12 protein-coding genes are annotated in these 12,466 nt (G+C 48.0%); all 12 read right to left on the bottom strand.

The features are described from left to right. Window positions 1-35: 35 nt before the first annotated feature. Entirely contained in the window at window positions 36-671 is a 636-nt protein-coding gene (locus tag WFI24_RS22455) for an anti-sigma factor family protein (protein ID WP_336764356.1), read from the bottom strand. Beyond that, window positions 668-1,261, bottom strand: coding sequence for an RNA polymerase sigma factor (locus WFI24_RS22450; protein ID WP_036607662.1), 594 nt, complete (start codon window positions 1,259-1,261; stop codon window positions 668-670). Before WFI24_RS22450 ends, WFI24_RS22455 begins: the two co-directional genes overlap by 4 nt. A 726-nt stretch (window positions 1,262-1,987) precedes the next feature. Further along, complete coding sequence (locus WFI24_RS22445) at window positions 1,988-3,082, bottom strand: prephenate dehydrogenase (RefSeq protein WP_145322462.1); 1,095 nt, start codon at window positions 3,080-3,082, stop codon at window positions 1,988-1,990. Between the two features lie 26 nt (window positions 3,083-3,108). Further along, complete coding sequence (gene hisC / locus WFI24_RS22440) at window positions 3,109-4,209, bottom strand: histidinol-phosphate transaminase (RefSeq protein WP_336764352.1); 1,101 nt, start codon at window positions 4,207-4,209, stop codon at window positions 3,109-3,111. Window positions 4,210-4,295: 86 nt separating this feature from the next. Continuing rightward, entirely contained in the window at window positions 4,296-5,102 is an 807-nt protein-coding gene (gene trpA, locus WFI24_RS22435) for a tryptophan synthase subunit alpha (protein WP_336764350.1), read from the bottom strand. Beyond that, window positions 5,099-6,298, bottom strand: a complete 1,200-nt coding sequence (gene trpB, locus WFI24_RS22430) for a tryptophan synthase subunit beta (protein WP_145322468.1) — start codon at window positions 6,296-6,298, stop codon at window positions 5,099-5,101. Before trpB ends, trpA begins: the two co-directional genes overlap by 4 nt. Beyond that, a complete protein-coding gene (locus tag WFI24_RS22425; RefSeq protein WP_336764552.1) occupies window positions 6,295-7,032 on the bottom strand; it encodes a phosphoribosylanthranilate isomerase in 738 nt (245 codons plus the stop codon). Before WFI24_RS22425 ends, trpB begins: the two co-directional genes overlap by 4 nt. Next, complete coding sequence (trpC, locus tag WFI24_RS22420) at window positions 7,032-7,820, bottom strand: indole-3-glycerol phosphate synthase TrpC (protein WP_336764348.1); 789 nt, start codon at window positions 7,818-7,820, stop codon at window positions 7,032-7,034. Before trpC ends, WFI24_RS22425 begins: the two co-directional genes overlap by 1 nt. Beyond that, on the bottom strand, window positions 7,810-8,850 hold the full coding sequence (gene trpD / locus WFI24_RS22415) for an anthranilate phosphoribosyltransferase (RefSeq protein WP_336764551.1): 1,041 nt from the start codon (window positions 8,848-8,850) through the stop codon (window positions 7,810-7,812). Before trpD ends, trpC begins: the two co-directional genes overlap by 11 nt. Before the next feature lie 68 nt (window positions 8,851-8,918). Beyond that, window positions 8,919-10,487 carry an anthranilate synthase component I gene (gene trpE, locus WFI24_RS22410; RefSeq protein WP_336764346.1) on the bottom strand — a complete coding sequence of 523 codons (1,569 nt, stop codon included), beginning with the start codon at window positions 10,485-10,487 and terminating at the stop codon, window positions 8,919-8,921. Between the two features lie 500 nt (window positions 10,488-10,987). Then, on the bottom strand, window positions 10,988-11,365 hold the full coding sequence (gene aroH, locus WFI24_RS22405; RefSeq protein ID WP_145322476.1) for a chorismate mutase: 378 nt from the start codon (window positions 11,363-11,365) through the stop codon (window positions 10,988-10,990). A gap of 5 nt (window positions 11,366-11,370) precedes the next feature. Continuing rightward, on the bottom strand, window positions 11,371-12,465 hold the full coding sequence (gene aroB, locus WFI24_RS22400) for a 3-dehydroquinate synthase (protein WP_336764343.1): 1,095 nt from the start codon (window positions 12,463-12,465) through the stop codon (window positions 11,371-11,373). Window position 12,466: the final 1 nt, after the last annotated feature.

Raw genomic sequence — 12,466 nt, 5'->3', positions numbered from 1 at the left:
CTCATTTCTCCACACGGCGAACGAAAGGTTATTACCTATGCACGCGCACCTTGTTTTCGTTTATTCGTTGTTCGATGCATACGTCCAAGAGAAAATAAAGCCATCCCTATTGCTAGTAAAGACAGGGCCATCCAATACTGAGGATAAGCGGGTCCCATGCTCACAACAAAAGGTTCAATGATGCTTCCTCTGTCCGTTCCAGTCATGTTGTACTGATACAATCCAGATGACGATGGTCCGCTTCCGGCAACCCCTGTCTCCAGAATACCTGTAGCAACAACCTTGGTTTGCTCAGCTTCTGATACATCTGGCTTAAACATTGCCATGTACAGAAAGCTGCATAAAAAAATAGCCAGGAACGCGGCAATCCACAAAGACATATGCTTGCGAATCGCAGCAGAGAAACGATTAACCTTTGCCTCTTCCGGCAGTAGCCATGGAGACTCCGCGTAGATCCGGTCCATAACGTTACGGTTTACTCTCTCTGCCTGTTGTTCTGTCACTGGAACCGGAATGCTGTGCAGCAAGATCTGAGCTTCTTCCCAGACCTCAAACTGCTCGGAGCACTCTTCACAACCAGCGAGATGAGCATGAAATGCAATCCGCTGAGGATGATTTTCCGGCAAGTCCCAGACCAGTGCAAACAGTTCCTGGGCTTCATTGCAATTCATCGGTTCTTCATCCCTTCATATGGCTCGTACACCGGTTCGAAGAAATAAGGTTCCAATTGAGTTTTCACGCTTGATCTTGCTCTGAATAATAGCGATTTCACAGAACTGACGCTCTGCCCAAGAATATTCGCAATCTCTTGGTAGTCTAGTTGATCATACTCACGGAGTATAATCGCAGAACGCTGCTTCTCCGGCAAATTGTTAATCGCATCCCTAACCAGCATCACCCGCTCGCTGCGTAGTACAGCATACTCCGGTGTATTCTCCGAAGGAGCAACGGGCACAATCCCGCTCTCTTCAAGTGGGACATTTCCGCTGCGCTGTTTGCGAAGCTCACTCAGTACCGTATTTCTCGCAATGGTGTATAACCAGGTTGAGAATGAGGCATCCACCTCACGGAAAGAGTGCAGACTGCGGAACGCCTTATAGAAAGTCTCAGAACAGAGATCTTCCGCAAGCAGCTCCATATTGGAACTTTTCAACATATGATATACGAAAGCCAGTATTTTACGCTGATAACGACTCATCAGCTCGGAATATAACTCCAGGTTACCTTCCTTGATCTCTCGAATCAACTGGGAATCCGTCATTTGAGTGCGACCCCTCCTCGCCCATCCATGTGCTTCTCCCCGTTCGACTCTATCCATGTATTACCGAACAGGCACAAAAAAGTTGCGGTTCTCACCGCATATAAACAGCGTTCAGCGCCATAACTGGCCTTCCCGCCAAATTCCCCTATGTAATGGCAATTTCCCCAACGTTTCTACATTAACAGTATTTATTGTACAACGGTCTGCATCATCCTGGCAAATCCATTGCTCTCCACAGAAACCCGACCTGTCATTCATATGCCGTGTTTTTCACGTTCATGACTTCATTTTGCGCCTTTTTGGTAAGACTTGCTTATATAGACGAACGAAATACTGAAAAGGTTACAAAAATGTGATATTTTTTTGATCTAAAGTATCCTAACAGATTAAGGAGAGTGATGTAAATAGAGGATGTAATAAAAAGTGTAAATATTAACATATAAATAACTTTCAGAAATCTTTTAAGACAAAAAAAAGACCGCTTACATAAGCGGCCATTGCTCACGTGGAGCAATACAGTTATTGGATAGGAGTGGAGAGAAACCATACTGTACCCTTATTATATGTATACGTTTTCATTTTGTCAACACTTTAAGTAAAATTGTTTGATTTCATTATAACTTTCGGAAATTCAGGATAATAACTCCTTTTCTTTGTGGAGGAAAATCAATGAATAACTCTACATATAAGCTCTCAAAAAAGAGGGCTTTCGCCCCCTATCTCGTCTTATATCCACACCTGATATCCCAAGGAATCCAGCAGAGTCTTCGCTCGTTCCATATCTTCTTCCTGACGGAAGGACAGACGCATGATCCCCGGCACATCCACCCGGTTCTCGATAATTTCCAAGTTGCTCAGGTTGATGTCATTCGCACCAAGCTCGGTTGCGATCTTACCGATCATACCAGGTGCATCCTGGACATCGGTATACAGATCAAATAACGGCGAAATCATGCCTTTACGTCGCTCTGGCAATACACTCCTGAACTCGCGGGCCTGACGGAATGCATCCTCAATTCCTTCACCATTCTGATGTTCCAGCATATCCGTGAAGGCCGTCATTTGGCTATTCCAGTCCTTGAGCAAGCCCAACAGCACATCACGGTTGCTAAGCAAGATGTCTCTCCATACAATGGCGTCACTGGACGCAATCCGGGTAATGTCCCGGAAACCGCCTGCTGCCAGCATTTTATACAGCGGATTCGATTCATTATATTGACGTACCTGATTCACCAATGCAACAGCAATAACATGTGGCAGATGACTAATCGCCCCCACAATGTCATCATGCAGTAGTGGCTCCACACGTACGATCTGTGCCCGCGTATACGCAAGAAGCTCAGACAACCTGCTGTACGCTTCCTCAGGCACATGTTCTGAAGGAGTTAAGACGTAGTATGCATTCTCAAACAACACAGCTGAGGCCGCATCTACGCCTGCACGCTCCGATCCTGCCATCGGATGACCACCAATGAAGTAGGCGTCGGTCAACCGCACATGCTCGGCACAAGCGGCAATGGAAGCTTTGGTACTGCCTACGTCCGTGATAATGCATCCTTTTTTCAATGGTAGCTTGGAGAGCTGTTCGAAATAGGATTCAAGCAAACCTACGGGCACACACAAAAAAATAAAGTCGGCATCCTCTACCGCTTCTTCCAGAGAGAGCGTAGCATCATCCACTACACCGCTCGCTATGTACTTGGCCTTCAGTTCCTCCAAATGGGCGTAGCCCATCACGGATACACCTGGCTTGCCTTTGAAGCAAAGCGCCAGTGATCCGCCAATGAGTCCTACACCGATCATTGCAATTTTTAGTTTCATGGGTCCTCACTCTTTCATCGCCAGTATTAAGGGCGTGCTACCGCCTTCTCAGCCAGCGTGTTCTCCAGTGCCGTGACAAATGCACGGTTCTGTTCTGATGTTCCGACGGACACACGAATGTATGTTGGATATACGTGGAATCCTGGGCGAACGATAATGCCTTGTTTGAGCAAGGATTGGAACGCCGTTGCCGAAGGCATATTCAGATCAACCATAATAAAGTTACCCTGCGAAGGGAAATACGACAATCCCAACCGCGTAAATTCATTTTGCAGAAAATCCCGATCCGCTGCATTCCGCTTCGAGCACTCTTGAACAAACTCCTGATCCAGTAGTGCAGCCGTTGCTGCCACCTGTCCAAAACGCGAAGTGTTAAATGGCTCACGTACACGGTTAATCAAATCAATAATTTCGGGACGTGCAATACCGTACCCAATCCGGAGCGAAGCTAAACCGTAAATTTTAGAGAACGTCCGCAGAATGACCAGATTCGGGTACCGTTCAATTAATGGCACACTTTGTGGATATGCTTCATCGGTTACGAATTCATAGTACGCTTCGTCCAGTATAACCATCACATGAGCAGGCACGCGGTCCATAAATGCGATAAGTTCCTGTTCGGAAATAATTGTTCCGGTAGGGTTATTTGGGTTACATACCCATACTGCTTTAGTCTTGTCATTGATTTGTGCGAGCATGGAGCTCAGATCATGCGTTCCATCCTTCAGAGGCACTTCGATGGTTACGGCACCCTCAATATCTGCATTGCTTTTGTATACGGAGAATGTCTGATCAGCCATAATGGTCTCGTCACCCGGTAAGAAGAAAGCTCTCGTGATCAAAGCAATAATCTCATCGGAACCACAACCAAATATAAGATTGTTCCGTTCCACGCCAAGATGCTTGGCAAGAACCCCTGTCAGCTCAGCTGAGCTACCGTCAGGGTATATGCTTATATTAGTCATTTCTCTCGTAATGGCTTCCAGAGCGGCAGGAGAACTGCCGTATGGGTTTTCGTTGGAGGCCAGCTTGATGACTTGTTCAAGCCCCAGTTCACGTTTCACTTCTTCAATCGGTTTGCCCGGCTGGTACACAGGCAGATTGACAATCTGGGATTTCGGTTTCAACCCGACCGCCTCCTGTTATTGAAATAATATTGGACACGATTAAGCTTGTACTGCACGTGTCCAAAGAATGTACTTTCAGGACATCCCTATCCTTTTAATTGTGCCACAAAGTTGCGAATTTGCAACAGTCCCGCTTCACGCGTATCGGGATTTTCAAGCAAAGGAATCGCGTCCTCCACCTGACGAACGATAGCACTTCCTACAACAACGCCATCGCAGATACGAGAGAAATGCGCCACTTGCTCATGACTGGAGATACCGAAACCTACCGCCACCGGAAGGTCTGTCAGACTTTTCACCGTCTCGATGAAGCTTTCTACACCATCAAAGAAAGAAGCCCTCTCTCCGGTTACACCAAGGGAAGAAACGCAATAGATAAATCCGCTCGCTCCCGTCACAATCCGCTCAATCCGTTCATTAGACGTAGGTGCAACGAGCGGAACCAGATGTACACCGGCACGATGTGCACGCTCACGCATTTCTTCCGATTCCTCAATTGGCAGATCCGGAATGATCATGCCGCTAATATCGTGTTTGACCAACTCTTCAAAGAACACATCCAGTCCAGTCTGCAACACCGGATTATAATAGGTGAACAGCACAAAAGGCAGTTTCACACCTGCCTCACGAGCTTTTGCAGCTGTCTCCATGACAGTACGAATGGTAACCCGGCTCTTCAATGCACGTTCGGAAGCACGCTGAATGACGGGTCCATCCGCTAGCGGATCGGAGTACGGAACACCCAGTTCCAGAATGTCTGCTCCGGCCTGCTCAAGCTCCTTGATGATATCGACCGTTGTCTCCACATCCGGGTCTCCAACGGTTAGAAATGGGATAAGTGCCGTTTGATTCTGTTCCTTTAATTGCTGGAAGGTCTGGTCCATCAGATTCATGCCAAGTCGCCTCCCGTGTATTTCATGATGGATTCAACATCCTTGTCTCCCCGTCCCGACAGACAGATGACAACGATATCGTCCGCTGTAAGTTCAGGCGCCAATTTAACAACTTGAGCCACCGCATGTGCAGACTCAAGAGCAGGAATGATTCCTTCCGTCCGGCATAGCAATTGCAGAGCATCCAGAGCTTCCTGGTCCGTAATCGGTACATATTTCGCCCGCTCAATATCTTTGAGATAGGAGTGTTCCGGACCTACACCCGGATAATCAAGCCCGGCCGAGATGGAATGTGCCTCCTGTACTTGTCCATATTCATCCTGCAACAAGTAGCTCATGGAGCCCTGGAATACACCATGCGTACCCTTGCTCATTGTCGCCGCGTGATACTCGGTATCTACCCCTTTGCCTGCGGCCTCAACGCCAACAAGTTTCACATCCTGATCACCGATAAATGGATAGAACATACCGATTGCATTACTACCGCCACCGACAGCAGCTACAATCACATCTGGCAAACGTCCCTCGATCTCCTGAATCTGACGACGGGTCTCATCACCAATCACACGCTGGAAATTCCGAACCATCATCGGATAAGGATGGGGACCAACAACGGATCCGAGGACATAGAACGTATCCTCCACATTGCTGACCCAATAACGAAGTGCTTCATTACCTGCATCCTTCAATGTACGTGTTCCAGACGTCACCGGAATCACTTCTGCTCCAAGCAGCTTCATCCGAAATACGTTTAACTGCTGACGCTGTGTATCCTCTTCGCCCATAAATACTTTGCATTCCAGTCCGAGCAATGCAGCTACTGTCGCAGTTGCAACGCCATGTTGGCCTGCTCCCGTTTCGGCAATCACTTTCTTCTTGCCCATGCGTTTGGCAAGCAAACCCTGTCCAATGGCGTTATTAATTTTGTGTGCACCTGTATGATTCAGATCTTCACGTTTCAGATAAATTTTAGGTCCGCCCAACCGACGAGATAATTGCTCTGCATGGTACAATGGCGTTTCACGTCCAGAATACTCGCTTAGCAGATAGTTCAGTTCCTTGTTAAAATCCTCGTCTTCCGAGAAGTGGCTATAGGCCTCCTCTAGTTCAATGAGTGCGTTCATTAGTGTCTCGGGTACAAAGCGGCCTCCGAAGGGACCGAAACGCCCGTGTTGATCCGGCAATTGATGTGTCATGCCTGCTTCACCCTTTCTACGAATGCTGTAATTTTGGCGATATCTTTCACACCTTCAGTCTCCACGCCGCTAGATACATCGACGCCGAAAGGTGCATATGTCTGTATTAGTTGTTGTACATTGTCCGACTGCAAACCTCCTGCAACGAACATCCCAATGCCGTGACTTTTCGCCCATTCGGCATAGGCAGGAATACGTTCCCAGGCAAAGGTTTTGCCGGAGCCTCCTCCATACTGAGGATCATAGGTATCGAGTAATATCGCATCCACGAATTTATCGTAAGCATCAAGAGCCGTTATGGCTGTATCATCAGCTTCCGAACCCGTTTCATCTTTTGGAAAAGAAATAGCTTTGAACACCTCGGCATTCCACCGCTGCTTCACCTGCTGGCAAAATTCCACAGTCTCTTGTCCATGCAGTTGAATAACATCCAGTTGAACGACCTCCATAATGTGTTCCAGCTCTTCGAGAGTAGGATTCACAAATACACCAGCAAGCTTCGGTCGATCATAAGCAGACCATTCGAACAGCACCGTTCTTAATATAGCAGCCAGCTCAGGTTCGATTCGGCGGCGTGACTTGGCAAAAACAACACCAATGTAATCCACAGGCAAGTTTATCATCGATTTTAGCACTTCAACGTCCTGAAGTCCACATATTTTTACGGCCGCTGGCAGCGGGTTTCTCAGTTCTGACTGACTGTCGCCTGTGCCATCTTTTATGGAGGTATTCATCATTTGGGTCCCATCAGATCATATACAGCTGCCTCGACATCATCCTTACGCATGAGGTGCTCCCCTACGAGAATACCGTGAACACCTGCTTGGAGCAGAGGTACTGTTGATTCTGGTCCATCAATTCCACTTTCACTGATCAAGGTGACACCACTCGGAATCAATTCCATCAAATCCAGTGTCGTATTCAGACTGGTTTCGAATGTTTTCAAATTACGATTGTTGATGCCCACAAGAGTTGCCTCCTGAATTTCCAATACTTGCTCCAGTTCTGTCCGATCGTGGACTTCAATTAAGGCATCCAGCCCCAGACTTTTGGCGAATTCCAGATATTGACGAATCTGTTCTGGTGTCAGTATGCTGGCAATCAGCAGAATTGCATCTGCACCCAGCAATCTTGCCTCGGCAATCTGTCGTTCATCTATAATAAAATCCTTGCGTAATAGCGGAATATTCACCGCCTGATGGATAGCCTGCAAGTACTCATTATTTCCTTGGAAATACGACACATCTGTTAATACGGAGATGCAGTCTGCACCCGCTCGTTCATAAGCAGCAGCAATCTCTACCGGATGAAAATCCGGACGGATCAACCCTTTGGAAGGCGAAGCTTTCTTCACTTCAGCGATAAGACCGAGTTTGCGATTGCGTCTGCTCGATAATGCTTGTTCGAACCCCCGGGTTGCGGGTAGTTGTTCGATTTTTTGGATAGCTTCATCCATGCGAAATGTTTGTGCCAGAACTTCAACTTCTTTATGTTTGGTTGCAACGATTCGATCAAGATACATGACTGTACGCCTCCGTTGTATGAATTAACTGTTCAAGCTTCCCGGCAGCTTTCCCCGAATCTACCGCTTCTGCGGCAAGTGTCACCCCTTCTGCAATGCTATCTGCAAGACCGGATACATAGATGCATGCTCCGGCGTTCAGCAGAACGACGTCGCGGTAGGCACTCTGCTCGCCCTGAAAGATCCTCTTAATAATTTCGGCATTCTGTGCCGCATCTCCTCCAAGTACTGCTTCGAGCGGATGCAGAGACAAGCCCATGTCACGTGGATCAATATCATAGGTATGCACTTCACCATTGCGAAGTTCAGATACCTGAGTCGGTGCCGAGATGCTGATTTCATCCAGACCATCATGACTGGCCACAACCAACGCTCTTTTGAGACCAAGACGATTCAGTACTTCAGCAATCATCGGCGTCCGGGAGCGATCATACAGGCCAAGCAATTGGCGATCCGCTCCGGCAGGATTCGTTAAAGGTCCGAGCATGTTGAAAATGGTACGAACACCCAGCTCTTTTCTTGGTCCTGCTGCATGCCGCATGGAAGGGTGATATACCTGGGCAAAACAGAAGCAGATTCCGATGTCATCCAGACATTGTCTGGCCTGCTCACCGTTCAGATGAATATTTACACCGAGTGCCTCTAATACATCCGCGCTTCCCGCTTTGCCTGAAGCAGAACGGTTGCCATGTTTGGCGACCCGAACCGAGACGGCCGAAGCAATGATGGCGGATGCTGTGGAAATATTGAATTTGTGAATACCCGATCCGCCTGTTCCACAAGTGTCCAGCAAGCCGCTGCCATCGGTGAGAATTCGTCCGCCTTGACCACGCATCGCTTCAGCAAAACCCGTGATCTCATCCACCGTTTCCCCTTTCATCCGCAGCGCCATCAGCAAACCTCCGATTTGAGCCGGCGTTGCCTCACCTCTCATGATCGAGTACATCAAATCTCGTGCTTCGGCTTGCTCCAAATGGCCGCCCTCCAAAACTTTTGCCAGGCCATTCTTCATGCCCTCCTCACGAGCAATCTCAGCTACGGGTGTTACTGATTTCTCATTCATCATTGGGTTCATGTTCATCTCCGGTCTCTCCTCTCTCAGTTCTTAGCGGCCGCTGGTGTGACAAAATAGTCTGCATTCGCCAGTCTCAACGTGCTGTCTTTGTCTTTGGCAGGAAACATTGCTTCTGCTGTTCGAATCGCCTTAAGCAGCGCTTTGGCTTTGTTAACCGTTTCCTCGTATTCATTCTCAGGCACAGAATCCCACACGATTCCCGCTCCGGCCTGAACATATGCTTTTCCTTTTTTGAAAATAATCGTACGAATCGTAATACAGGAGTCCATGTTACCCGAGAATCCGAGGTATCCGATCGCTCCTGCATAGGCACCCCGTGCCTCTTTCTCCAGTTCCGCGATAATCTCCATCGCACGCAATTTCGGTGCACCGGATACGGTACCCGCAGGCAAACATGAGAGGAATGCATCGAAGAAATCCTTGTCGTCTCTAAGCTCGCCCGTAACGTTGGATACCATGTGCATAACGTGAGAATACCGTTCAATCTCCATGAACATGTCACATTTCACACTTCCGAAGCTGGATACACGGCCCAGATCGTTACGGCCCAAATCTACCAGCATCAAATGTTCTGCACGTTCCTTCTCATCCTGGAGCAGATCTGCAGCAAGTGCACGATCTTCCGCTTCTGTCGCCCCTCTTGGACGTGTGCCTGCAATTGGTCGTGTCCCCACACGATTTCCGTCCACCTTGACCAGTGCCTCCGGCGAGGTACCGACGATAATCTCATCATCCATCTTGAGGTAGTACATGTAAGGCGATGGATTTAGCGTCCGAAGCACGCGATACACGTGAAGCGGAGAAACTTCCGTATCGATATGAAAGCGCTGGGATAATACCACTTGAAAAATATCACCTGCGCGGATGTATTCTTTGGCTTGATCCACATTGCCGATAAACTGCTCCTTCGTGAGGTTGGAGCGAATATCCCCCAGTTCGACGTCTCCCGGAATAGAACGCGGATTCAGGTTCTCCCCGGGTCCTTGCTGCTGCAAACGTTCTGCGGCCTGCTCCAGCTTCTCCGAAGTCACTGCATACGCTTGACGTATCTCATCATCCGTTGCCCCGTCTTTGACGTGTACATTACCGACTAACAGCATTTGCTGCTTCACATGGTCAAACACGATAATCTGGTCGCAGAACATAAAACGAATGTCATCCATATTCAGATCATCCAGCGCGTGAGCCGGAAGCTTCTCATAATAGGAAAGCAGATCGTATCCGAAGAATCCAATTGCCCCACCTGTGAATGGTGGCAGTTCATCATCTTTCGGGCTGCGGTACTTACGCAGCAATGCTTTCAGTTCTTCAATCGGTTTGCCTGGCAATTCACGGGTCTTTCCTGCTTCTTCTACAACAATCCGGCCTTTCTTCGCCGAAATCATCAGGAACGGAGCTGTACCGATGAACGAGTATCTCGCCCATTGAATACCACCCTCTACACTTTCCAGCAGGAATGCACGGTCGTTGTCAGCATAACGGCGGAATATTCGAATCGGAGTCTCCATGTCTGCCAGAATCCGTTTGACTACCGGAATCAGATTATACTCATTCGACATTTTCAGTACTTGATTAACGTTTGGCGTTATCATCAGATCACGTCCTTTCAGATTTAGGTAGAAGAAAAAGTTATATATACGAAAAAAACCTCTACCATCAGGTAGAGGTTTGGTTATAAGCTGTATTTAACAGGGTGATGCTTCATAAATAACAAGTCCCTATACTTCGCTGTCGGATTATGCACAGGTTGCTGAATGGATGCAAGTCACATCATTCTATCAGGATACTTCAGTCATAACACGTCAACCACTCAGTCCAATATTTCATTAATAAGGGAGAGTACATTGATTGTGTTTGTACCAAAATATATCAAAACAAAAGATGTCCTAAGACAAATTTGTTCGCCCTGTTCCTGTTACCTATTCCGTAGCACGACGTACCGTGAATCAGTTGACCGGTTTCTGTTGCCCCGGTTACCACCCACTGGACTCTGCTATATACTCCACTAGCTCAGCTGCTCTCAGCTCAATCTCTACTCTACTCAACTGGTTCTCACTATACATCATTATAACCGGTTTGACAACCCACTTGCTTAAGAACCAGAAGGTGCTGCCAGATCCGGACGTAATGCCTGCGCACCATTCAGATACACATGATTGATTTCATTCTGACTCTTGTTCGTATTCACATGTACCATGAAACGGATGCACTGTGCCAAGGCACCTTTAACCGGAACTTCCAGTGCACACATCAGTGGTACAAGCTCCCAGCCGTCCAGTTGGCGAATAGCTTTTGCCGGGAAAGCAGCATCCAGATCCCCAGTTAACGTAATCCATACACTGCAGATATCTTCCGGTTGGATCTCATTGCGATCCACGATCTCCTGCAACAATACAGCCGTTTCCTTCAAAATCTGTTCTTCGTTGTTATGCGTGACTGTTGTAGCCCCGCGAATTCCCCGTGTGACCATTGCTGTTATTCTCCCTTCCTGAGCATTTCGATGACGTCCCGAACCGCCGCCACAGGTACGTCCTTCACAATTTTTGCAGCTCCAATCCGGTCAGGAATGATGAAGACCATATGACCTTCACGGAACTTTTTGTCATGCATCATCGCTTCCATTAATGCATCTGTGTCCAGATGCGCAGGCATTGTTGTCGGAAGGCGAAGTGAACGCAACATGCGGACCGTATCTTCATAGAGACCTGCTGGCGCACCAAGCTTCTCACCAAGCAATGCTGATCCAGCCATACCGATCGAGATCGCTTCTCCATGCAGGAATTCTCCGTAACCGGCAATCGCTTCAATCGCATGACCAATCGTATGTCCCAGGTTCAACAACGCACGTTCTCCATTTTCCCGTTCGTCTCTGGATACAATCTCTGCCTTAATGCTACACCCTCGTTCCAAGCCGTATCCCAGTGCTTCCGGATTAAGCGCAAGCAGTTCTTCCGCATGTTCCTCACACCAATGTGCAAAAGCCTCATCACGGATCAGTCCGTGCTTCAACATCTCTGACAAACCTGCCGAAACATCTCGTGGCGGCAAAGATTGTAGTGTATCCACATCGTAAAGTACAAGCTCAGGCTGGTGGAATGCACCGATCATATTTTTGGCCAGCGGATGATTGACAGCTACTTTGCCGCCCACACTGCTGTCATGCGCCAAAATCGTTGTAGGTACTTGAACAAACTTGATTCCACGCATATATGTAGCAGCAACAAAGCCAGCCAGGTCACCTACGACACCCCCACCTAGGGCCAGAATCGCAGAACTCCGATCCAGTTTGCCTTCGATAGCGACAGTCATCATATCCTGGTACACCGAAAGGGATTTCGATGTTTCACCAGAGGGGACAACCGCCGATACGACTGTATAACCAGCCGTACGCAGCGTTTGCTCCAAACCTGACAAGTATTTGGGAGCCACATTTTCGTCTGTAATGATGAGTAAAGGACTTTTTTTGGTCAAGCCATATTGCTCAAAATATTGAGGTGCTTGCGCCAATAGGCCGCTACCAATCAGAATCGGATATGAGCGTTCCTCCAACTGTACCGTCAGCTGACGCATA

This window comes from Paenibacillus sp. USHLN196 (genome assembly GCF_037144955.1).
In the GTDB taxonomy this organism is placed as follows: domain Bacteria; phylum Bacillota; class Bacilli; order Paenibacillales; family Paenibacillaceae; genus Paenibacillus; species Paenibacillus xylanexedens_C.
Note: the sequence above shows the minus strand (reverse complement) of the source record. Positions and strands in the feature narration are given on the sequence as shown.

Excerpts from the sequence above, each read along its gene's own strand:
- WFI24_RS22455 (WP_336764356.1), bottom strand. The coding sequence starts at position 671 with ATGAATTGCAATGAAGCCCAGGAACTGTTTGCACTGGTCTGGGACTTG.
- WFI24_RS22450 (WP_036607662.1), bottom strand. The coding sequence starts at position 1,261 with ATGACGGATTCCCAGTTGATTCGAGAGATCAAGGAAGGTAACCTGGAG.
- WFI24_RS22445 (WP_145322462.1), bottom strand. The coding sequence starts at position 3,082 with ATGAAACTAAAAATTGCAATGATCGGTGTAGGACTCATTGGCGGATCA.
- trpA (WP_336764350.1), bottom strand. The coding sequence starts at position 5,102 with ATGAATCTGATGGACCAGACCTTCCAGCAATTAAAGGAACAGAATCAA.
- trpB (WP_145322468.1), bottom strand. The coding sequence starts at position 6,298 with ATGACACATCAATTGCCGGATCAACACGGGCGTTTCGGTCCCTTCGGA.
- WFI24_RS22425 (WP_336764552.1), bottom strand. The coding sequence starts at position 7,032 with ATGAATACCTCCATAAAAGATGGCACAGGCGACAGTCAGTCAGAACTG.
- trpC (WP_336764348.1), bottom strand. The coding sequence starts at position 7,820 with ATGTATCTTGATCGAATCGTTGCAACCAAACATAAAGAAGTTGAAGTT.
- trpE (WP_336764346.1), bottom strand. The coding sequence starts at position 10,487 with ATGATAACGCCAAACGTTAATCAAGTACTGAAAATGTCGAATGAGTAT.
- aroH (WP_145322476.1), bottom strand. The coding sequence starts at position 11,365 with ATGGTCACACGGGGAATTCGCGGGGCTACAACAGTCACGCATAACAAC.
- aroB (WP_336764343.1), bottom strand. The coding sequence starts at position 12,465 with ATGCGTCAGCTGACGGTACAGTTGGAGGAACGCTCATATCCGATTCTG.